At 72.1% G+C, this 22682-nt stretch carries 15 protein-coding genes; 9 read left to right on the plus strand and 6 right to left on the minus strand.

Annotated elements, in window-relative coordinates:
* The first annotated feature begins 163 nt into the window (after nt 1–163).
* Both PS271_RS08485 and PS271_RS08490 read left to right on the plus strand, forming a co-directional pair.
* The gene (locus PS271_RS08485; RefSeq protein ID WP_398381362.1) at nt 164–1576 is read left to right on the plus strand and encodes an amino acid permease; all 1413 of its coding nucleotides are present in this window, start codon (nt 164–166) and stop codon (nt 1574–1576) included.
* Between the two features lie 194 nt (nt 1577–1770).
* The gene (locus PS271_RS08490; protein ID WP_398381363.1) at nt 1771–2409 is read left to right on the plus strand and encodes a superoxide dismutase; all 639 of its coding nucleotides are present in this window, start codon (nt 1771–1773) and stop codon (nt 2407–2409) included.
* A gap of 101 nt (nt 2410–2510) precedes the next feature.
* Here PS271_RS08490 and PS271_RS08495 read toward each other — a convergent pair whose 3' ends face one another.
* Together PS271_RS08495 and PS271_RS08500 are read right to left on the minus strand one after the other, a co-directional pair.
* The gene (locus PS271_RS08495; RefSeq protein WP_398381364.1) at nt 2511–3104 is read right to left on the minus strand and encodes a hypothetical protein; all 594 of its coding nucleotides are present in this window, start codon (nt 3102–3104) and stop codon (nt 2511–2513) included.
* A gap of 141 nt (nt 3105–3245) precedes the next feature.
* A complete protein-coding gene (locus PS271_RS08500) occupies nt 3246–3887 on the minus strand; it encodes a DsbA family oxidoreductase (RefSeq protein WP_398381365.1) in 642 nt (213 codons plus the stop codon).
* A 106-nt stretch (nt 3888–3993) separates the two neighbouring features.
* Here PS271_RS08500 and pepN (PS271_RS08505) point away from each other — a divergent pair, with 106 nt between their 5' ends.
* The gene (gene pepN / locus PS271_RS08505; protein WP_398381366.1) at nt 3994–6588 is read left to right on the plus strand and encodes an aminopeptidase N; all 2595 of its coding nucleotides are present in this window, start codon (nt 3994–3996) and stop codon (nt 6586–6588) included.
* Nucleotides 6589–6740: 152 nt separating this feature from the next.
* Nucleotides 6741–7796, plus strand: a complete 1056-nt coding sequence (locus PS271_RS08510; RefSeq protein ID WP_398381367.1) for a putative endonuclease domain-containing protein — start codon at nt 6741–6743, stop codon at nt 7794–7796.
* A gap of 7 nt (nt 7797–7803) precedes the next feature.
* Here PS271_RS08510 and PS271_RS08515 read toward each other — a convergent pair whose 3' ends face one another.
* On the minus strand, nt 7804–9549 hold the full coding sequence (locus PS271_RS08515) for a TIGR03767 family metallophosphoesterase (protein ID WP_398381368.1): 1746 nt from the start codon (nt 9547–9549) through the stop codon (nt 7804–7806).
* Between the two features lie 488 nt (nt 9550–10037).
* Here PS271_RS08515 and PS271_RS08520 point away from each other — a divergent pair, with 488 nt between their 5' ends.
* The 5 genes from PS271_RS08520 (at nt 10038) to pepN (PS271_RS08540) (ending at nt 18732) form a co-directional block, all read left to right on the plus strand.
* Nucleotides 10038–13343: a S8 family serine peptidase gene (locus PS271_RS08520; protein WP_398381369.1), complete on the plus strand. Its 3306-nt coding sequence runs from the start codon at nt 10038–10040 to the stop codon at nt 13341–13343.
* A gap of 254 nt (nt 13344–13597) precedes the next feature.
* Nucleotides 13598–14515 carry a trypsin-like serine peptidase gene (locus PS271_RS08525; protein ID WP_398381370.1) on the plus strand — a complete coding sequence of 306 codons (918 nt, stop codon included), beginning with the start codon at nt 13598–13600 and terminating at the stop codon, nt 14513–14515.
* Between the two features lie 24 nt (nt 14516–14539).
* The gene (locus PS271_RS08530; RefSeq protein ID WP_398381371.1) at nt 14540–14839 is read left to right on the plus strand and encodes a carboxypeptidase-like regulatory domain-containing protein; all 300 of its coding nucleotides are present in this window, start codon (nt 14540–14542) and stop codon (nt 14837–14839) included.
* 148 nt (nt 14840–14987) lie between these two features.
* Entirely contained in the window at nt 14988–16016 is a 1029-nt protein-coding gene (locus PS271_RS08535; RefSeq protein WP_398381372.1) for an aspartate-semialdehyde dehydrogenase, read from the plus strand.
* 142 nt (nt 16017–16158) lie between these two features.
* Entirely contained in the window at nt 16159–18732 is a 2574-nt protein-coding gene (gene pepN / locus PS271_RS08540) for an aminopeptidase N (protein ID WP_398381373.1), read from the plus strand.
* A gap of 327 nt (nt 18733–19059) precedes the next feature.
* On the opposite strand, the gene PS271_RS08545 is transcribed toward pepN (PS271_RS08540), so the two are convergent.
* The 3 genes from PS271_RS08545 to malQ all read right to left on the minus strand — a co-directional run bounded on the left by PS271_RS08545 (nt 19060) and on the right by malQ (nt 22641).
* Nucleotides 19060–20028, minus strand: a complete 969-nt coding sequence (locus tag PS271_RS08545; RefSeq protein ID WP_398381374.1) for an acyl-ACP desaturase — start codon at nt 20026–20028, stop codon at nt 19060–19062.
* Nucleotides 20029–20225: 197 nt separating this feature from the next.
* Nucleotides 20226–20432: a hypothetical protein gene (locus PS271_RS08550; RefSeq protein WP_078660181.1), complete on the minus strand. Its 207-nt coding sequence runs from the start codon at nt 20430–20432 to the stop codon at nt 20226–20228.
* 109 nt (nt 20433–20541) lie between these two features.
* Nucleotides 20542–22641 carry a 4-alpha-glucanotransferase gene (gene malQ, locus PS271_RS08555; protein WP_398381375.1) on the minus strand — a complete coding sequence of 700 codons (2100 nt, stop codon included), beginning with the start codon at nt 22639–22641 and terminating at the stop codon, nt 20542–20544.
* Nucleotides 22642–22682 lie beyond the last annotated feature (41 nt).

Consider the following 22682-nt stretch of genomic DNA (forward strand, 5'->3'; position numbering starts at 1 on the left):
CCGGGTCGGCTCGTTTCCATCGCCTTCTGGCGAGATGTCAGGCACGGACAGTCATACCTGCGTCTGAATATCGGACAGCTCTGTCACAGGTGTTGTCCTGGGCGAACATGACCCCCACACTGAGGCAACTTTTCCGCTCTCACCCCACGGGACACACACGACCATGACTCGGACTTCTGCGACCTCCGCGCCCGAGCGCGCGGTCAATGGCCAGGCGCCGGGCGGCACGGATCTGTCGCACGGCCTCAAGCAGCGCCACCTGTCGATGATCGCCCTCGGCGGGGTCATCGGGGCCGGCCTCTTCGTCGGTTCCGGCGCGGGCATCGCCGCCGCCGGTCCGGCGATCGTGCTCGCGTACGCGGCCTCCGGGCTGCTCGTGATGCTCGTGATGCGGATGCTGGGCGAGATGGCCGCGGCCAACCCGGCCTCGGGCACCTTCTCCGTGCACGCCGAGAAGGCGATCGGCCCGTGGGCCGGCTTCACGGCCGGCTGGATGTTCTGGGTCGAGCTGTGCGTGGGCATCGCCGTGGAGGCGATAGGCGCGGCGCACATCATGCAGTCCTGGTTCCCCTCCACGTCCTCGTGGATGTGGGTGCTGATCTTCATGGCCGTCTTCTGCGGGACGAACCTCGCGGCGGTCAGCAACTTCGGCGAGTTCGAGTTCTGGTTCGCCACCCTCAAGGTCGCCGCGATCGGCATCTTCCTCGTCCTGGGCGTGCTGGCCATCGCGGGCGTGCTGCCGGGCACCGAGGCGCCGGGGGCGGACAACCTCACCGGGCACGGCGGCTTCGTGCCCAACGGTGCGAACGGCCTGGTCGTGGGCCTGCTCGCGTCGGTCTTCGCGTACGGCGGGCTGGAGACGGTGACGATCGCGGCCGCCGAGTCCGAGCAGCCGGTCAAGGGCGTCGCCCAGGCCGTCCGCACGGCGATGTGGCGGATCGCCCTCTTCTACGTCGGCTCGATGCTGGTCGTCGTCACGGTGCTGCCCTGGAACGACAAGTCGCTCCTGACGGACGGCCCGTACGTGGCGGTGCTCAAGTACCTGGACATCCCGGCCGCCGGGCAGATCATGAACGTGATCGTGCTGATCGCCCTGCTCTCCGCGATGAACGCCAACATCTACGGCGCCTCCCGGATGTCGCACTCCCTGGTCATGCGCGGCGAGGGCCCGCGCTTCCTGGCGAAGGTCACGGGCGGCGTGCCGCGGCTGACCGTCATCGCCTCCTCCGCCTTCGGCTTCTTCGCCGTCCTGCTCAGCTACTGGTGGCCGGACACGGTCTTCAAGTGGCTGCTGTACATGACGGGCGCCGCGGTGCTCGTGGTGTGGGGCTTCATCGCCGTCACCCAGCTGCGGATGCGCCGGCAGCTGGAGCGCACGGCGCCGGAGAAGCTCGTCGTGAAGATGTGGCTCTTCCCGGCGCTCACCTGGGCGGCCCTGATCGGCATCGTCGGCGTCCTCGCCCTGATGCTGCGCGAGGAGGACACTCGCATCCAGCTGTACTTCACGGCGGGGCTCACGGGGGCGCTCGCCCTCGTCGGTTACGTGCGACAGCGGATGACGGCCGCTAAGCACTGACCGCGGCGGGCGCAGCACTTTCCGGCCACCACCACACCCCCCACGAGGCGGGCTGGGTCCTGATCTTCAGGACCTAGCCCGCCTCGGTCTTTAGTCGGAGATCCATAAGGATGGCCACCCCCTTACAGCGTGTCAGATGCTCTTGCTGGTAACGTCCACTTGCAAGTTAATTGCAATAAGTCGGAGGGCTCGGCATGGCCATCTACACACTTCCTGAACTTCCCTACGATTACGCCGCGCTGCAGCCGGTGATCGACGCGAAGATCATTGAGCTGCACCACGACAAGCACCACGCGGCGTACGTCAAGGGTGCGAACGACACCCTGGAGCAGCTCGCCGAGGCCCGTGACAAGGACCAGTGGGGCGCCATCAACGGCCTCGAGAAGAACCTGGCCTTCCACCTCTCCGGTCACATCCTGCACAGCATCTACTGGCAGAACATGACCGGCGACGGCGGCGGCGAGCCCCTGGACAAGGACGGCGTGGGCGAGCTCGCCGACGCCATCGCCGAGTCCTTCGGCTCCTTCGCCAAGTTCAAGGCGCAGCTGACCAAGGCCTCCGCGACCACGCAGGGCTCCGGCTGGGGCGTCCTCGCCTACGAGCCGATCAGCGGCAAGCTGATCGTCGAGCAGGTCTACGACCACCAGGGCAACGTCGGCCAGGGCTCGGTCCCGATCCTGGTCTTCGACGCCTGGGAGCACGCGTTCTACCTCCAGTACAAGAACCAGAAGGTCGACTTCATCGAGGCCATGTGGGCCGTCGTGAACTGGCAGGACGTGGCCAAGCGCTACGAGGCCGCCAAGCAGCGCGGCAACCTGCTGCTCGTTCCGTAAGGAACCCCTTGATGTCCTGCTCGTGATCGTCTTCTCACCCTTCACGTGGCAGGCGTGGAAAGGCCCTCGCTCAGCGAGGGCCTTTCTTCATACGTGCCGTCTCACACGTGGCCGAACGCCTCGCCCGTCACCGTGAACCCCTTCGCGAGGCCCACGTCGTGCAGGCGGGCGAAGCGTCCCGCGTCCCAGCACGCGAGCACCGCGAAGCGGTAGTCGGCCGAGGCCGTGCCGTCGGCGGCGATCCGGACCGTGCCCGTCAGCCGGTACGCGAAGGCGCGCAGCGCAAGCCGCCAGTCCGCGCCGCCCCACGCCCGCGGGAGCGCCACCTCGCGCCAGCCGCTGTCCGCGGGGTAGGCGGCAGCCGTACGGGGCCCGCCCTGCCACCGCTCCAGCGCCTCGGCGCGCCAGCGGTCCAGCTGCTCCCCGGCCGCGGAGCGCACGGCCGGGAGGGCGAGCAGGGCTTCCGCGTCCACGCGGTAGGGGGCGCCGGTGCCGCGCAGGTAGTGGCGCAGGGCGCCGGCCGCGCGGCGCAGGCCGAGGGCGGACCGCAGCGGGATCAGGGCCCGGCAGCCGGCCCGCAGCAGCAGGTCGTACGGCTGCACGGGCTCTTCGGCGAAGCGGCCTGCGGCCGGCTCGCCCGCTTCCGCCCGGCCGCCGTCCCAGCCGATCGGCGACGTGACTTCGGTCTGCCCCATACCGGGACATTAAGGGAGGCAGGGCGTGCACGCGCGCCGACGTCCGTCACTGCGGGCCGGTGGGGGCTTGTCGCGCCCACGCGGCGAAGCCGCAGATGTCACCGCCCCGCGCCCCTGACGGGGCGCGACCCGTACGTCCGCCTAGTCGAAGACCGGCCCCTGCGTCCGCGTCCTCTTGATCTCGTAGAAGCCCGGCGTCGACGCCACCAGCAGCGTGCCGTCCCACAGCCGTGCCGCGGCCTCGCCCTTCGGGGCCGGGGTGACGACCGGGCCGAAGAAGGCGATCTGCTCGCCGTCCGCGCCCGGCACCGCGATGATCGGCGTGCCGACGTCCTGGCCGACCTTCGAGATGCCCTCCGCGTGCGAGGCGCGCAGCTCGGCGTCGAAGGCGTCCGACCGGGCGACGTCCGCGAGCTCCGCGGGCAGGCCGACCTCCTCCAGCGCGGCCACGATCGTCTCGCGGTCCCGCGGCAGGCCCTGGTTGTGGAAGCGCGTACCGAGGGCGGTGTACAGCGGGCCGAGGACGTCCTCGCCGTGCTTGGCGGCGGCCGCGATGCAGACCCGCACCGGGCCCCACGCCTCGGTCCGCATGATCGTGCGCATGCGCTCGTCCATCGTGTCGAGCTTGTCCTCGTTGAGGACGGCGAGGCTCATCACGTGCCAGCGCACCTCGACGGGGCGGACCTTCTCGACCTCCAGCATCCACCGGGAGGTCATCCACGCCCAGGGGCAGAGCGGGTCGAACCAGAAGTCGGCGGGGGTCTTGTTCTCCACAGCGGTCACGCGGGTCTCCTCAGGAGGGCTGTTTATTCGCCGTTTCAACAAACACACCCCGTGCCATGATTCCGCTGTCGTCCGACACACACCATCCAGCAGAGGGAGTCCCGACGTGCCCGGTGAGAACCTGACCCGCGAAGAGGCCCGCGAACGGGCCCGGCTGCTGACCGTCGACGCCTACGAGGTGGCGCTCGACCTGCGGTCCGCGGTGGGAGCGGGACAGGACCACCGCACCTTCCGGTCGGTGACCACCGTGCGCTTCCGCTGCACCGAGCCCGGCGCGGCGACCTTCGCGGACCTGCTGGCGCCCGCCGTCACGGCCGTCACGCTGAACGGCCGCGCGCTGGACCCGGCCGCCGTCTTCGACGGCGCGCGCATCGCGCTCACGGACCTGGCCGCCGAGAACGTCCTGGTCGTCGACGCGCAATGCGCGTACAGCCGGACCGGCGAGGGCCTGCACCGCTTCGAGGACCCCGAGGACGGCGAGGTCTACCTCTACACGCAGTACGAGCCCGCCGACGCCCGCCGGGTCTTCGCGAACTTCGAGCAGCCCGACCTCAAGGCGCCGTTCTCGCTCGCGGTGACCGCCCCGGCCGGCTGGACGGTGCTGGGCAACGGGGAGCAGGCCGGCGAGCCCGAGCCCGTCGCCCCGGACGCCGCCACCTGGCGGTTCGCGAAGACGCTGCCGATCTCCACGTACATCACGGCGGTCGTGGCCGGCCCGTACCACGTGGTCCGCGACCACTACAGCCGCAAGCTGCCGGACGGCACGGCCCTGGAGATCCCGCTGGCCGCGCTGTGCCGCAAGGGCCTGGCCCGGCACTTCGACGCGGACGACATCTTCACCGTCACCAAGCAGGGCCTGGACTTCTTCCACGACAACTTCGACTACCCGTACCCCTTCGGGAAGTACGACCAGGCGTTCGTGCCCGAGTACAACCTCGGCGCGATGGAGAACCCGGGCCTGGTGACCTTCCGCGAGGAGTTCGTCTTCCGCGGCAAGGTGACGCAGACGGCGTACGAGGGCCGGGCCAACGTCATCCTCCACGAGATGGCGCACATGTGGTTCGGCGACCTGGTGACCATGGAGTGGTGGGACGACCTGTGGCTCAAGGAGTCCTTCGCGGACTTCATGGGCACCTTCTCCATGGTCGAGGCGACCCGCTTCACCAACGGCTGGATCACCTTCGCCAACCGGCGCAAGGCGTGGGCCTACCGCGCCGACCAGCTGCCCTCCACGCACCCGGTCACGGCCGACATCCACGACCTGGAAGAGGCCAAGCTCAACTTCGACGGCATCACCTACGCCAAGGGCGCCTCCGTCCTCAAGCAGCTCGTCGCCTACGCGGGGCGGGAGGCCTTCCTGGAGGGCGCCCGGCGCTACTTCAAGCGACACGCCTTCGGCAACACGCGCCTGTCGCACCTGCTGGAGGTGCTGGAGGAGACCTCGGGCCGCGACATGGCCGCCTGGGCCCGGTCCTGGCTCCAGACCGCGGGCGTCAACTCGCTCACGCCGCTCGCCACGTACGACGCCGCCGACCGGATCACCGAGCTCGCGATCGTGCAGGAGGCCTCCCCCGAGCACCCCGAGCTGCGCCCGCACCGCGTGGCCGTGGGCCTCTACCGCCGCGAGGGCGCGGACGGCGCCCTCGTGCGCTACGCCGGCACCGAGGTCGACGTCGCGGGCCCGCGCACGGTCGTCACCGGGCTGGCCGGGGCCGAGCGGCCCGAGCTGATCCTGGTCAACGACGAGGACCTCACCTACTGCAAGGTCCGCTTCGACGAGGGCTCCCTGGACACCCTGCGCGCGCACCTCGGCGACATCGCCGACCCCCTCGCCCGCGCCCTGTGCTGGTCGGCGCTGTGGAACCTCACGCGCGACGGGCTGATGCCCGCCCGCGACTTCGTCGGCCTCGTCGAGCGGTTCGCGGGCGCCGAGAGCGAGGTCGGCGTGCTCCAGATGCTGCACGCGTGGGCCCGCTCCGCGCTCGTGCACTACGCGGCCCCGGCGTGGCGCGAGCAGGGCGGGCGAGAGCTCACCGAGGGCGCGCTCCGCGAGCTGCGGCGCGCCGAGCCGGGCAGCGGCCACCAGCTGGCCTGGGCGCGCTTCTTCGCCCAGCTCGCGGCGGACGACTCGCACCTCCGGCTGCTGCGCGGCCTGCTCGACGGCTCCGCGCAGATCGACGGGCTGGAGGTGGACCAGGAGCTGCGCTGGGCGTTCCTGGCCGCGCTGGCCGGGCAGGGCGCGGCCGACGAGGCGACGGTCGCCGCGGAGCTGGCCCGCGACAACACCGCCTCCGGCGAGCGGCACCGCGTCCGCTGCCTGGCGTCCCGGCCGTCCGCCGCGGTCAAGGAGGCGGCGTGGGAGGCCGTCGTCAGCTCCGACGAGCTCTCCAACGCCCTCGCCGAGGCCACGATCGCGGGCTTCGACCAGCCGGGGCAGCGGGAGCTGCTCGCGCCGTATGCCGAGCGGTACTTCGCGGTGATCGAGGGCATCTGGCGCGAGCGGTCCATCGAGTACGCGATGGCCGTCGTGCGGGGGCTCTTCCCGATGCTCCAGGACGACTCCCGCACGCTCGGTGCGGCGGACGCGTGGCTCGCGGAGCACGAGGATTCCCCTGCGGCGCTGCGCCGTCTCGTCCTTGAGGCGCGCGACGACCTCGCTCGCGCGCTGCGGGCGCAGGAGTGCGACGGCGCCGCGGACTAGTTCCGCGGCTTACGGGGTACGGTCCGGCCGCGGGGTGAGCCCGCGGCCGGGGCGTTTCGAACACCCGTACTTTAGGGCAGCGTTGTCCTGAAATGTCGACGGACCCGTAACACGAGGTTCGGGCGCGCGCCGCAGGCGGGAACCTGCCGGGCATGAACTCCGACACCCCTCTCTCCCCGCGCCCCCTGCACCACCTCTCCGACGTCCGTCACCGTGTCATGACCGCACGTCAGCTGCGCGACCACGGTGTGTCCGGACCCGCCGCCGGGGAGCGCTGCCGCCCCGGCGGGCCCTGGCAGCAGCTGCTGCCCGGCATCTTCCTGCTCCGCACGGGGCCCGCCACCAGTGAGGAGCGGCTGCACGCCGCCCTGCTGTACACCGTGCCGCGCACCCAGGGCCGGCCCGTCCAACCGGGCCCGGGCACCGCCACGGCCGCGGCCCGGGAGGCGGCGGCCGGCCCGTACGGGTCCGCGATGATCACCGGGGCGGCGGCGCTGGCCCTGTACCGCTTCACGTCCGTGCCCCCGCTGCTCGCCCTCGACCACATCGACGTGCTCGTGCCCCGCACCCGCCGGCTGCGGGCGACCGGCTTCGTACGGATCGTGCGGGCGCACTCGCTGCCGCGCCCGCAGCTGGTGACCGGGGTGCCGGTCGCGCCGGTCGCGCGGGCGGTCGCGGACGCGGTCGGGCAGCTGACCGACGCCTCGACGGTGCGCCGGCTGCTGGCGGAGGCGGTGCGCGGCGGGCACTGCGAAGCCGCCGCGGTCGTCCAGGAGTTGACGCGGGCGCGGCTGCTGGGGCGCTCCCACGTGGTGGACGCGGTGGACACGCTGCTGGCCGAGGGGCGGGCCGTCGCCGAGGGCCGGCTCTACGACCTGGTGCGCGACCACCAGCTGCCCGCGCCGCTGTGGAACGTGGACCTGCGGCTGCCCGGCGGCCCGCACCTGGGCCGGGTGGACGCGTACTGGCCCGAGCACAGCGTGGCCGTGGAGATCGACGCGCGCACGCCCCGGCAGGACGAGGACGCGGTGTGGTCGGCGCAGTTCCGCAAGCGGGAGCACCTGGAGCGGCTCGGGGTGATGGTCGTGCACGTCACGCCGAAGAAGCTGCGGGAGTCGCCGCAGCAGCAGGCCGCGGTGGTCCGTACCGCCCTGATGGCGTCGGCCGACCGCGACCCCGCCGCGTATCTGGTGGTGCTGCCCCGGTGAGGCCGCCTCAGCGGCGGGACAGCAGGAGCTCGGTGTTGCGGTCGCCGGGCGCCCCGCCGAGGGAGGTGTCCGATCCGGGCGCGTTGAAGGCGAGTTCGCGGTAGAGGGAGGCGAGGCCGGTCTGGGAGAGGTCGCCGAAGTCGGTGCGGTAGGGCGCGGCGGACTCGATGAGGGTGGTGAAGAGCGAGACCGTCCCGTCGTGGTTGTCCGCGACCTCGATGACGCGCGCGAGCTGCGGGTAGTCGACGTGCGAGGCGGTGGCGATCTCCCAGAAGGTGCCGCGGGGGCGGATCCGGTTGCGGTGGCTGTGGCCGTTGATCCAGGCCAGGACGTTGCTGTGGTCCTGGAGGACGGCGATGAGCTCGTTGCCGTCGTGGCGGTCCTCGCCGGGGCGGGTGGGGTCGGGCGTGAGGTTGTCCATGCTCCAGCTGGGGTGGTGGCTGAAGACGAGGGCGTACTTGTCCGCGTAGCGCTTCAGGGTGTCCTCCAGCCAGCGCAGCTGGGCGGTGCCGAGGGAGCCCTGGTAGTGGCCTCCGGGGTCGGTGGTGTCGAGGCTGATGCCGATGACCTTGTCGGAGATCTTGAAGGAGTAGTAGAGGTTGCCGGTGTCGAGGTTCTCGCGGGTGTAGCCGTGGCCGACGGGGCCGCGGCCCTTGTAGCGCGGGTCGAGGTGGGCCGCCACGTACTGACGCGCCGTCAGCGGGACCCGGCGGGGGTCGGGGGTGACGGAGCGCATCTCCTTCTTGTGCGCCTTGAGCAGATCCTCTATGCGCTTGCCCTTGGGGTCGACGCCCTTGGACTCGCCCTCCATCAGCCACTTGGCCTCGGCGGCCGAGATGGTCTGGAGCTTCTTGCCGCCGGTCGCGGCCTCGGCGATGAAGGTGCCCGCGGCCGGGTAGCAGCCGCCGGAGAGGCCGTCGTGGTTGCCGTAGGTGGAGTACCACGGGATGTTGAGGCCGGGGCTGTTGACCTGGCGGGTGGCCGCGCCGAGGTAGCCGGGGATGCGCGGGAAGCCGGCCTGCTTGTCCTGGTCGCGCAGGGCGCTCTCGGGCTGCCAGAAGAGCTTCAGGCCGCTGTTCTGGACGCCCTCGTAGTGGCGCGGGTCACCGGTGTTGGGGGTCATGCGGCCGCCGCTCATGGCGGTCAGGAACCACTCCGCCTCGATCTTGGCGTTCTCGTCGCCGTTGTCGCCGGTGGTGATGACGAAGGACAGCGGCGAGCCCGTCGCGGGCCCGTGCCGGAGCCGGTTGACGCGCTCGATGAGCGAGACGACGCCGGGCAGGGTCAGCGCCTCGTGCGGCCGCCACGCGCCGGGCTCGCCGGCCCGGAAGAACTCGTAGCGCAGCGGGTGCTGGACGTCCGTCAGGTGCAGGTCGGTGAACTGCACGAAGGACGCGAGGGTCGTGCGCCGGTCCTCGCGGCCGCGCTGCGGCTCGGCCAGCTCGGAGCGGGTCTGCCGGGGCCAGCCGGGGCCGTCGCCGAGCCGCCGGTAGCCGCCGGTGCCGCGCGGGGCGGCGACCGAGACGAGCGTGGTGCCGGCGCCGTTCGGGCCGTAGACGGACGCGGCGTTCGCGCCCGCGGAGGCGGCCCCCGGTGCCCCCGGGACCGGATCCGGTGGCTGCGCCGCGGCCGGTACGGCGTCGGTGCCCAGGGCCAGGCCGATGCCGGTGGCGGCGGTCGCGGCACCCGCTGCCGCGAGGAACGTGCGGCGGTCGAGGCGGGCGTCTGCGGATCTGTCGGATCTGCGGTGCATAGCGGTCTCCCCGAGTGCGAACGCGAAGCGGGCTACGGGCTACGGAGCGTGCCGGCAGCGATCCTTCCTACCGAGGATCGTTGGCAGCGGGGGTGACCTGGGCGTGAACGCGGCCGCAACGGCCGCCGCCGATCACCGCACATCGATCTTGGCGAATGCGAACGGACATACAGCACTCGTCCCCTGGCGGACTGACGCTCACTCAGCGTTCACTCTCGGGGGGAACACTGGGCCGCCTTTGGGGCGCGTGCTGTAGTCCGTTTGCCCTACAGCCTCTGAGCTGCGAGAACGCCGCTGACCGCTTCACGGCCTCCGTCACGCTTCCTCCCGAGTGGCGCCTGGCGGGTTTACGCCATCCTTACCTTCGCGCTCCGACAACTCTCCCCAAACCCCCGTCACTTCCATAAAAGTGATCGGTCATCCGGCTCCGATTTCCGGACGTCCGCTGTTCAGCGGCACCTTCACGTCAATTTCAGCCAGGGATGGTCATGACCCCCGAATCCCGCACCACCCGCCCCGGCGGCTCCAGACGCACGGCGCGAATAGCCGTCGCGGCCTCCCTCGTGGCCGCACTCTCGGCCGCGGGCGCGGCGCCCGCCTTCGCCGACGACCCGCTGCCCGCCCCGGGACCGGTCAAATCCCCGGCGGACAAGCTCGGTTCGCAGGACGCCGCCCTCCTCGCCGGCGCCAAGGCCGGCGGCGACAAGACGGTCACCATGATGATCGCCACCGCCCCGGGGCAGACCGGCCAGGTCACCGGCAAGCTCGGGGCCATCAAGGGCGCGTCCGTGGGCCGCACGGACGACAAGCTCGGCTACGTCCGGGCCACCGTGCCCACGGCCAAGGCCGACGCCGCCATCGCCGAGGCGCAGAAGCTGGGATCGGTGCACGGCATCGACCTCAAGCAGGAGATCAAGCTGCCGGACCCGGCGCCGCGCGCCGACGCGGCCGAGGGCGCCCGCGGCGCCAAGGCCGGCACCTTCCCTGGCCCCGGCAAGGACACCCCGGCGAAGAACCCGTACCAGCCGGCCTTCGAGACCGGCGCCGTGGGCTTCACCGAGGACCACCCCAAGGCCGACGGCCGCGGCGTGACCATCGGCATCCTCGACTCCGGCATCGACCTCGGCCACCCGGCGCTCCAGAAGACCAGCACCGGCGAGCGCAAGATCGTCGACTGGGTCACGGCGACCGACCCGCTCACCGACCAGGACGGCACCTGGCTGCCGATGACGGCCGACGTCTCCGGCCCGTCGTTCTCGTTCAACGGCCGCAGCTACACGGCGCCCGGCAACGGCACCTACCAGGTCGCCCTCTTCCGGGAGAACGTCACCGCCGGCGGCGACATGAAGGGCGACCTCAACCGGGACGGCGACACCACCGACGCGTGGGCCGTCCTCTACGACAAGGCGAAGGGCACCGTCCGCGTCGACCTCGACGACGACGGCAACTTCACCAACGACGAAGAGCTCAAGCCTTACAAGGACGGGTTCCAGGTCGGCTACTTCGGCAAGGACGACCCGAAGACGCCCATCGCCGAGCGCATCCCGTTCGTCGTGCAGGTCCGCAAGGACGTGCCGATGGACCCGAAGGGCGGCGACTGGGTCGGCAAGAAGGCCGACTTCGTCAACATCGGCGTCATCGAGTCCGAGCACGGCACGCACGTCGCGGGCATCACCGCGGCCAACGGCCTCTTCGGCGGGAAGATGAACGGCGCGGCGCCCGGCGCCAAGCTCGTCTCCTCCCGGGCCTGCACCTGGAGCGGCGGCTGCACCAACGTCGCCCTCACCGAGGGCATGATCGACCTCGTGGTCAACCGCGGCGTCGACATCGTCAACATGTCGATCGGCGGGCTCCCCGCGCTCAACGACGGCAACAACGCCCGCTCCGAGCTCTACACGCGCCTGATCGACACCTACGGCGTCCAGCTGGTGATCTCCGCGGGCAACAGCGGCCCCGGTGCCAACACCATCGGCGACCCCGGCCTGGCCGACAAGGTCATCAGCGTCGGCGCGTCCATCTCCAAGGAGACCTGGGCCGCCAACTACGGCTCGGAGGTGAAGACCAAGTACGCGATGATGCCCTTCTCCTCCCGCGGCCCGCGCGAGGACGGCGGCTTCACCCCGACGATCACCGCTCCCGGCGCGTCGATCAACACCACGCCGACCTGGGAGGCGGGCGCCCCCGTCAAGGAGGCCGGCTACGACCTGCCGCCCGGCTACGGCATGCTGCAGGGCACCTCGATGGCCTCCCCGCAAGCCGCCGGCGCCTCCGCGCTGCTGATCTCGGCCGCCAAGCAGAAGAACATGAAGCTCACCCCGGCCGACCTGCGCACGGCGCTGACCAGCACCGCCAAGCAGATCAAGGGCGCGCAGGCCTACGAGCAGGGCGCGGGCCTCATCAGCATCGAGGACGCGTGGGAGGCGCTGCGCGAGCACGCCACCGCCCACGACTACACCGTGAAGGCTCCCGTCTCCACCGCGCTGTCCGGCGCGCTGAAGACCCCCGGCTTCGGCACCGGCCTCTACGACCGCGAGGGCGGGCTCAAGGCCGGCGAGACCCGTACGTACGAGGTCACGGTCACCCGCACCTCCGGGCCGGACAAGGCCGTGTGGCACGAGCTGAAGTGGCGCAACAACGACGGCACGTTCAAGCTCGACGGCGAGGACGAGGTCAAGCTGCCGCTGAACAAGCCCGTGACCGTCAAGGTCAAGGCGAAGCCGAAGACGGCCGGCCTGCACAGCGCGATCCTCACCCTGGACGACGACCGCACCGAGGGCATCGACAAGCAGGTCCTCACGACCGTCGTCGCCGCGGAGCCCGTCGCCGCGCCCTCGTTCGTGGTGCAGAAGACCGCCACGGCCGTGCGCAACGCCACCACGTCGTACTTCGTGAGCGTGCCGAAGGGCGCGAAGACGCTGGAGGTCGCGCTGGGCGGTCTGGCCAAGGACAGCCAGACCCGGTTCATCGCGATCAACCCCTACGGTGTGCCCGTTGACGAGACCTCCACCGTCAACTGCTACCCGAACTACCCGAACCCGGCCAACAAGTGCCGCCCGGACCTGCGCAGCTACGCCAACCCGCTGCCGGGCGTCTGGGAGATCGAGGTCGAGTCGCGGCGCACCTCGCCGCTGCTGGAGAACCCGTACACGCTGACGGCCACCGCGCTCGGCGTCACCTTCGACCCGGCGGTGCAGACCGTGCCCGAGGCGAAGATCGGCACCCCGGCCGCCGTGACCTGGAAGGCCGTCAACGGCTTCGCCGCGCTCGACGGCAAGCTCAAGGGCGGGCAGCTCGGCTCCTCGAAGATCGCCCGCCCGGTGATCAAGGAGGGCGAGAAGCAGGTCACCAAGGTCACGCTCGGCGCGGGCGTCAGCCGCTTCGACGCCGCGATCGGCGGCACCGCGGACGCCAAGGCCGACCTGGACCTGACCGTCTACAAGGACGGCAAGGCCGTGGGCGCCTCCACCAGCGGCGGCTCCGACGAGCTCGTGAGCCTGGCCAAGCCGGCGGCGGGCGAGTACACCATCGAGGTCACGGGCTACTCGGTGCCCGCGGGCTCGACCGCGTACGACTACCGCGACGTGTACTTCGCTCCCTCGCTGGGCGAGATCAAGGTCGCCGACGGTGCGGCGGTCAAGCTCGGCGCCGGGCAGTCCGCGCAGGTCACGGCGGATGTCGTGGTCGCGGGGGCGGCTCCCGAGGGCCGGTCCTTCTTCGGTGACGTGCAGCTGGTCAACGCGGCCGGGACGGTCGCGGGCAACGGCAGCGTGAAGATCGAGAAGGTCGCCGGCTAGCCGGACGCGCCGCGAGGGCGGCCGATCAGGGCCGGCCAAGGCCGGTCACAGCTGATCGAGGCCCATCAGGCTGGTCCAAGGGGGGCGGGCGCACGGTATGGACGCCCGCCCCTCGCGCGCTTCGAGTGCCTTTTCCCCCGCCCCTCCGCGCCCCTACCGCGGCCCGGGTTCCCGGAGGAGATTCGAGCGCAGGGTGCGCTTATGCCCTATTCGATGCGGTCTGCGGACCTTGCCGTCGAAGGGACGGTTCCGCCATGCCACTGGACCCCCACACCCCCGTCTCCAGCGAATCCCCGGCGGGCCTGCTGCCCGCCGACGGCCGGCCCGTGTTCCAGCAGCCCGGCACGGGCGAGGGCGACGCGCCCCCCACGGGCAGCTCCGCCGGCACCGAGCCCGTCGAGGGCTACCAGCTGCCCGAGGCGCCCGAGGACGGCGGCCCCTTCGGCGGCCCCCTGCCCGACATCGGCGAGGCCTCCTTCGGGCCGCCGGCCGGCCCGGAGACCGTCCACGGCCCGGACGACCGGGTGCAGATCACCAACACCTGCGTCTACCCGTGGCGCGTGCACTGCTTCCTGGAGATCACCGCCGCCGACGGCAGCGCCTGGCTCGGCACCGGCTGGTTCATCGGCCCGCACACCATCGCCACCGCCGGGCACGTCGTCTTCATCAAGAACAGCGGCGTCCCCGGGCGCGACGGCTGGGTCCGCAGCATCAAGGTCTGGCCGGGCCGCAACGGCAGCACCGTCTGCTACGGGCCGGTCGTCAGCACGAACTTCCGGTCGGTGACCGGCTGGACCGGCAGCGGCGACGAGAACTACGACTACGGCGCGATCATCCTGCCCTCGGACCTGGGCACGCAGACCGGCTGGTTCGGCTTCGGCGTCTGGTCCGACGCGGACCTGCTCCAGGTCACCGGCAACATCGCGGGCTATCCGGGCGACAAGCCGTACGCCACGCTCTGGTACGACGCGCGCCGCGTCGACTCGGTGGGCCCGCGCAAGGTGTACTACGACATCGACACCTTCGGCGGGCAGAGCGGCAGCTCCGTCTACCGGATCATCGGCAACGACCGGTACGGGATCGCCGTCCACGCGTACGGCGGGGCCCGGGTGAACTCCGGGACCCGGATCACCACGCCGGTCTACAACAACTTCGTGGCCTGGAAGGCGTGACCCGCCCCCGATGACCGAGCGCTCATGAGCCCCTCCCCGGCGCCCGCCGGCGTGATCCGCGGCACGGTCCGCGACGCCGCGGGCGCTCCCGTCGCCGGGGCCCGCGTGGCCTTCACCGCCGGGCCGGTGCCCCTGCCCGACATCGCCGCCGTCACCGACGGCGAAGGCCGCTTCGCGCTCACCGCCCCGGCGGAGGGGACGTACACCCTCGCCTGCCGGGAGGCCGGCGGCACGGCGTCGGCCCAGGTCAGGGTCGGCGGCCCGGCGGATCCCGGCGCCGCCGGCCGCCCGGAGGATGTCCGGGCGGACCTGCGCCTCGGCTGAAGATTTCCGGCGCCGCCGGGCCCTTCTCGCACACCGGTCAAAGGATTGGACTTTTGGTACGGGTGTGACCACATGATGGAACCGGCGTGCCCAGGCGGGACGTCCCTGGCAGCAGGTTGCATGTGATGTACATGAGTAGGGAGCCCTCATGAGGATCGGAATCGTCGGAGCCACCGGGCAGGTCGGCGGAGTCATGCGCAAGATCCTCGCCGACCGGGACTTCCCGGTCAGCGAGCTGCGGCTGTTCGCCTCGGCGCGCTCCGCCGGGTCCACCCTCCCCTGGAAGGGCACGGAGATCACCGTCGAGGATGCCGGGGCGGCCGACTACACCGGCCTGGACATCGTGCTCTTCTCCGCCGGCGGTGCCACCTCGCGGGCGCTGGCCGAGAAGGTCGCCGGGCAGGGCGCCGTTGTGATCGACAACTCCTCCGCCTGGCGCATGGACCCCGACGTCCCGCTGGTCGTCTCCGAGGTCAACCCGCACGCGGTCAAGGACCGTCCCAAGGGCATCATCGCCAACCCGAACTGCACCACGATGGCCGCCATGCCCGTGCTGCGCCCGCTGCACGAGGAGGCCGGCCTGACGGCCCTCGTCGCCACCACCTACCAGGCCGTCTCCGGCTCGGGCGTGGCCGGCGTCGCGGAGCTCGACGGCCAGGTCCGCGCCGTCGGCGAGCGGGCCCCCGAGCTCGCCCACGACGGCGAGGCCGTCGCGTTCCCCGAGCCCGGCGTCTACAAGCGCCCCATCGCCTTCAACGTGCTCCCGCTGGCCGGCTCGATCGTCGACGACGGCCGCTTCGAGACCGACGAGGAGCAGAAGCTGCGCAACGAGTCCCGGAAGATCCTGGAGATCCCGGGCCTCAAGGTCTCCGGCACCTGCGTCCGCGTGCCCGTCTTCTCCGGCCACTCCCTCCAGGTCAACGCCCGCTTCGAGCGCCCGGTCAGCGTCGAGCGCGCGTACGAGCTGCTCAAGGACGCGCCCGGCGTCGAGCTCTCGGAGATCCCGACCCCGCTCCAGGCCGCCGGCAAGGACGCCTCCTACGTGGGCCGCATCCGCGTCGACGAGACCGCCGAGAACGGCCTCGCGCTCTTCCTCTCCAACGACAACCTCCGCAAGGGTGCGGCGCTGAACGCCGTGCAGATCGCGGAGCTGGTCGCGGCCGAACTCAAGGGCTGACCCCTTCTCCCGTCCGTCCGCGCCACCCGCCCGCTCCGGGCCGGGTGACGCGGACGTTTCGCTTCCGGAAAAACCCGGGTCCTCTCGTGGTACCCCTCGTGGAAGGATGGCCGGAAAGTCGCGAAGTTAAGGAGATGCCCAGGTGCCTGGAACGAATCTGACCCGCGAAGAGGCACAGCGGCGGGCGGCGCTGCTGACCGTCGACTCGTACGAGATCGACCTCGATCTGTCCGGCGCGCAGGAGGGGGGCACCTACCGCTCCGAGACCCTGGTGCGCTTCGACGCGGCCGAGGCGGGCGCGGAGACGTTCATCGACCTGGTGGCGCCCGCGGTGCACGAGGTCGTGCTGAACGGGACCGCCCTCGATCCGGCCGAGGTGTTCGCCGACAGCCGGATCGCGCTGCCGGGCCTGGTGGCCGGGCGCAACGAGCTGAAGGTCGTCGCGGACTGCGCGTACACCAATACGGGCGAGGGCCTGCACCGCTTCGTCGACCCGGTCGACCAGCAGGCTTACCTGTACACGCAGTTCGAGGTGCCGGACGCGCGGCGCGTCTTCGCCTCCTTCGAGCAGCCCGACCTGAAGGCCGTCTTCACCTTCACCGTGAAGGCGCCCGAGGGCTGGACGGTCATCTCCAACTCGCCGACCCCCGAGCGGCCCGCCGACCACGTCTGGCGCTTCGCGCCGACGCAGCGGATCTCCACGTACATCACGGCCCTGATCGCCGGCCCGTACCACAGCGTGCACAGCACGTACGAGAAGGACGGCCGCAGCATTCCGCTGGGCATCTACTGCCGTCCCTCGCTGGCCGAGTTCCTGGACGCGGACGACATCTTCGAGGTGACGCGGCAGGGCTTCGACTGGTTCGAGGAGAAGTTCGACTACGCCTACCCGTTCCCGAAGTACGACCAGCTGTTCGTGCCGGAGTTCAACGCGGGCGCGATGGAGAACGCCGGCGCGGTCACCATCCGCGACCAGTACGTCTTCCGCTCGAAGGTCACGGACGCCGCGTACGAGACGCGGGCCGAGACGATCCTGCACGAGCTCGCCCACATGTGGTTCGGCGACCTCGTCACCATGGAGTGGTGGAACGACCTGTGGCTGAACGAGTCGTTCGCCACCTTCACCTCGATCGCCTGCCAGGCCTCCGCCCCGGGCTCGCGCTGGCCCCACGCGTGGACCACGTTCGCGAACTCCATGAAGACCTGGGCCTACCGGCAGGACCAGCTGCCCTCCACCCACCCGATCATGGCCGAGATCCGCGACCTGGACGACGTCCTCGTCAACTTCGACGGGATCACCTACGCCAAGGGCGCGTCCGTGCTGAAGCAGCTCGTCGCCTACGTGGGCGAGGACGCGTTCTTCCGCGGCGTCCAGGCGTACTTCAAGGAGCACGCCTACAAGAACACGCGCCTGACGGACCTGCTCGGCGCGCTGGAGAAGACCTCCGGGCGTGACCTGACCACGTGGTCGAAGCTGTGGCTGGAGACCGCCGGCATCAACATCCTGCGCCCGGAGATCGAGACCGACGCGTCCGGCGTCATCACCTCCTTCGCCGTCCGCCAGGAGGCGCCCGCGCTGCCCGCCGGCGCCACCGGCGAGCCGACGCTGCGGCCGCACCGGATCGCGGTCGGCCTGTACGAGCTGGAGGGCGGCAAGCTCGTCCGCACCGAGCGGATCGAGCTCGACGTCGACGGCGAGCTGACGTCCGTCGACGCGCTCGTCGGCAAGGCCCGGCCGGCCGTCGTGCTGCTCAACGACGACGACCTGTCGTACGCCAAGGTCCGCCTCGACGAGCAGTCCCTGGCGACCGTCACCGCCCACCTCGGCGACTTCACCGAGTCGCTGCCGCGGGCCCTGTGCTGGGCCTCCGCGTGGGACATGACCCGCGACGGCGAGCTCGCCGCGCGCGACTACCTCGCGCTCGTCCTCTCCGGCATCGCCAAGGAGTCGGACATCGGCGTCGTCCAGTCGCTCCAGCGGCAGGTCAAGCTCGCCATGGACCTGTACGCCGCCCCCGAGTGGCGGGCGACGGGCCTCGCCCGGTGGACCGAGGCGACCCTCGAGCACCTGCGGGCCGCCGCGCCCGGCAGCGACCACCAGCTCGCGTGGGCGCGGGCGTTCGCGGCCACCGCGCGTACCGAGCAGCAGCTCGACCTGCTCCAGGGGCTCCTCGACGGCACCGAGAAGATCGACGGGCTCGCCGTCGACACCGAGCTGCGCTGGGCGCTCCTCGGCCGCCTCGCGGCGACCGGCCGTGCGGACGAGGCCGCCATCGCGGCCGAGCTCGACCGCGACCGGACGTCGGCGGGCGAGCGGTACGCGGCGGCCGCGCGGGCCTCGCGGCCCACCGCGGAGGCGAAGGACGCGGCGTGGAAGGCGGTCGTGGAGTCGGCCACCCTGCCCAACGCGGTGCAGGAAGCCGTCATCGGCGGCTTCGTCCAGTCCGACCAGCGGGAGCTGCTCGCGCCGTACGCCGCGAAGTACTTCGCGGCGGTCAAGCCGGTGTGGGAGACCCGCAGCCACGAGATCGCACAGCAGATCGCGGTCGGGCTGTACCCCGCGCTCCTCGTCTCCCAGGAGACCCTGGACACGACGGACGCGTGGCTGGCGTCGGCGTCCCCGAGCGCGGCGCTGCGGCGTCTGGTGATGGAGTCCCGCGCGGGCGTGGAGCGGGCCCTGCGGGCGCAGTCCGCGGATGCGAGCGCAGCGAGCTAGGGCTCGCCCTCAGGTGCAGGGTGCGGGGCACGCACCCTGCACCCCGCCGCGGCGGCGATCCGCCACAGCGGCGGTTGCCGGCGGTGCCGGACCGGCCTGAGCCCGTACGGCACCGCCGGACCGCGCCGCGGGGGTTTCTCGCCGTCGCGGCGGATTCAAGGATGCGGGAGCACCCTTGACCTCAGCCTCGGGTGAAGGGTGCTCGCACCCTTCATTCCGCCGCCGCGGCGATCAGCCACAGCGGCGGAATCCGGCGGTGCCGGGCCCGCCTGAGCCCGTACGGCGCCGTCGCGGCGGATTCAAGGGTGCCCGGCGCCCTTGGGGACCCTACGCGTTCCGCGCCGCGCGCCGCGCCAGTAGCGCCGCGCGGCGTTCGTCGAACTTCGTTGCCTGGGTGTCCAGGTCCGTCATGAACGCGCCGAGCTCGTCCTGGGCGCGGAGGCCCTCCGGGCCCAGGCCGGTGATCTCCAGGACCTTCAGGAAGCGGAGGACCGGCTGGAGGACGTCGTCGTGGTGGATGCGGAGGTTGTAGATCCCGCCGATCGCCATCTGGGCGGCCGCCCGCTCGAAGCCGGGGATGCCGTGCCCCGGCATGCGGAAGTTGACGACGACGTCGCGGACGGCGGCCATCGTCTGGTCCGGGGCCAGCTCGAAGGCCTTCCCCAGCAGGTTGCGGTAGAAGACCATGTGGAGGTTCTCGTCCGTGGCGATGCGGGCGAGCATCCGCTCGCAGACGGGGTCACCGGAGTGCCGCCCCGTGTTGCGGTGCGAGATCCTCGTGGCGAGCTCCTGGAAGGCCACGTACGCGACCGAGTGCAGCATGCTGTGCCGGTTGTCGGATTCGAAGCCCTCGCTCATGTGGGACATCCGGAACCGCTCCAGGGCGACGGGGTCGACGGCCCGCGAGGTCAGCAGGTAGTCCCGCATGACGATGCCGTGCCGGCCCTCCTCCGCGGTCCAGCGGTGCACCCACGTGCCCCACGCGCCGTCGCGTCCGAAGAGCTGGGCGATCTCGTGGTGGTAGCTGGGGAGGTTGTCCTCGGTCAGCAGGTTGACGACGAGCGCGGTGCGGCCGATGTCGGTGACCTTGGACTGTTCGGGCGCCCAGGCCTCCCCGCCCATGACGCCGTCGAAGTCGCGGCCGTCGCTCCAGGGCACGTACTCGTGCGGCATCCATTCCTTGGCGATCTTCAGATGCCGGTTGAGCTCGGCTTCGACGACCTCTTCGAGCGCGTACAGCAGGCGGCTGTCGCTCCACACGGCCCGGGCATGGTGGCGGAGGGGGGCGATGGTCACGGACAGCTCCAGGGGATGATCGTACTTACGGCTCCGTAGGTTACGACACCGTAGGTTAAGCCGGCCGTAAAGCGAAATCCCTGGCTCCGGAATGAGGGCGGGAACACACCGCGGCGGGGCGCGCAAAAGGACGCACAAAAGCCCGGTGCCCCGGTCCTTGAAGGACCGGGGCACCGGGCTGAAGCGGAACGGAGCGGCTAGCGCGTGCGCGGGTGGTGGGTGTCGACGGTGTGCGGGTTGTCCGAGTGCCTGGCGGCGACCATCGTGAGGCCGGCGATCACCAGGAAGAGGACGATCGGCGCGGCGACGTAGAGGCCGAGCGTGTTGATCACGCTCAGGCCCGGACCCGGGTCGTCACCGTCGTCGCGGGTGAGCGCGAACGCGGGGGACGACATCAGCAGCATCAGCAGCGTGCCGGCCGAGATGGCACCGGCTCGCACGGCGTTCTTGTTCTTAGAGCTCACGGCTTCAAGATATCGGGAGCATAAGAGGCCCGCGCGCCCGGGGGTGGGGCTACGGCTCCCCCGCCGCTCCCACCTCGGCCATCAGGGCCCGCAGCCGGGGCGAGGCCATGAGCTCCTCCAGGGACAGCGGGCGCGCGTCGGGCCCGGCGACGGGCAGCCGCCAGTTGGGGTACTCGTCCCACGTGCCGGGCACGTTCTGCGGCCGGCGGTCGCCGACGGTGTCGGGCAGCCAGACGCCGATGAGCCGGGCGGGGGTGCGCAGCAGGAAGCGGTGGACGGCCAGGACGAGCGCCTCCTCGTCGACCTCGCCGTCCTCGCCGTGCGGCCCCTCGGGCAGGAGCCCGAGCCGCGCGAAGAGCTCCAGCCACTCCCCCACGTCGCGGGCGTCCTCCCGCTGCTCCTCGGCGAGCGGGCGGGCGAGCAGCCCCAGCCGGTGACGCAGGCCGACGTGGTCGCCGCTGAGCCGGGCGGCGGTGCTGGGCAGGTCGTGCGTGGTGGCGGTGGCGAGGCAGCCGGCGCGCCACCGGCCGGGCGGCAGGGGCGCGGCCGCGGCAGTGGCCCAGTCCCGCTCGAACCACAGCACGGACGTCCCGAGCACGCCGCGCTCGGCCAGTTCCTCGCGCACCCCGGGCTCGACGGTGCCGAGGTCCTCTCCCACGACGGTGGCGCCCGCGCGGTGCGCCTCCAGGGCGAGGACGCCGAGCATGGCCTCGGCGTCGTAGCGCACGTACGTGCCGCGGGTCGGCTCCTCGCCCTCGGGCACCCACCACAGCCGGAAGAGGCCCATGACGTGGTCGACGCGGAGCCCGCCGGCGTGCCGCAGGAGGCCGCGCAGCGTCTCGCGGTAGGGGCGGTAGCCGGAGGCCTCCAGGGCGTCGGGGCGCCAGGGCGGCAGGCCCCAGTCCTGGCCGCGGGGGCTGAAGGCGTCGGGCGGCGCGCCGACGGACATGCCGGTGGCGAAGGCGTCCTGCTGCGCCCAGGTGTCCGCGCCGGAGGGGTGGACGCCGACGGCGAGGTCGTGGACGAGGCCGATGCGCATGCCGGCGGCACGGGCGGCGCGCTGGGCGGCGCCGAGCTGCTCGTCGGTGAGCCAGGCGAGCCAGCGGTGGAAGCCGATGCGGCCGGCCAGGCGGTCGCGGGCGCGGGCGGTGGCGGCGGAGCGGGGGTCGGCGAGCCCGCCGGGCCAGGAGCGCCAGTGCGGGCCGTGCAGCTCGGCCAGGGCGTTCCAGGTGCAGTGGTCTTCGAGGGCGCGGCCCTGCTCGGCGGCGTAGGCCTCGTAGGCGGAGCGGCGGGCGGGGGCGAGCGGCACGGTGCGCACGAGCTCCAGGGCGCGCCGCTTGAGCTCCCAGGCGGCGTCGCGGTCGATGAGCTCGCCCTTGTGGAGGACGGCGTCGCGCAGGGCGGCGGCCCGGCCGAGGAGCAGCCCGGCGCGCTCGCGGGCCTCGCCGGTGAGCAGGGCGAACTCGGGGACGTCCGTGACGCGCAGGTGGACGGGGTCGGGGAAGCGGCGGGACGAGGGCCGGTACGGCGAGGGGTCGGTGGGGGCGCCGCCGGCGCCGGGGACGGCCGCGTGCAGGGGGTTGACCTGGACGAAGTCCGTGCCGAAGGCGGCGGCGGACCAGGTGGCGAGCGCGGTCAGGTCGCCGAGGTCACCCATGCCCCAGGAGCGGGCGGAGAGCAGGGAGTAGAGCTGGAGAAGGAAGCCGTGGCCGCGCGCGGGCGGGGCGGACAGCCGGCCGGGGGCGACGATCAGGGGCGCGGCGGCGGTGCGGCCGTCGGGGGCGTGGGCGCGCAGCAGGTGCGTGCCGGGCGGGAGCGCGGCGGGGGGCCGTGCGGCGTCCAGGACGAGGACGGCGCCGTCCTCGGTCTCCACGCACGCCTCGGTGCCGGGCGGCAGCGCCGGGAGCGCGCCGCGGCCCGCGCGCAGGACCACGGTGGCGGGCAGCAGCCTGCGCCGGGCGGCTTCCTCGTGGGCGGCGAGGGCCTCGCGCGCGGAGGCGGGCGTGGCGGCGTCGACGCCGAGCGCGGCGAGGACGGCGACGACGGTGTCCTCGGGCACTTCCACGCTGCGGCCGGGCGCGGGGCCGTACGACGTCGCGATGCCGTGCAGTGCGGCGAGCCGCGCTCTGGCCGTGAGCACGTCGGCCATCACCACCTCCGCAGGTGTCCGTGCCGAAGGCCGTACCCGCC

It is taken from the genome of Streptomyces sp. SCA2-17 (assembly GCF_044336695.1).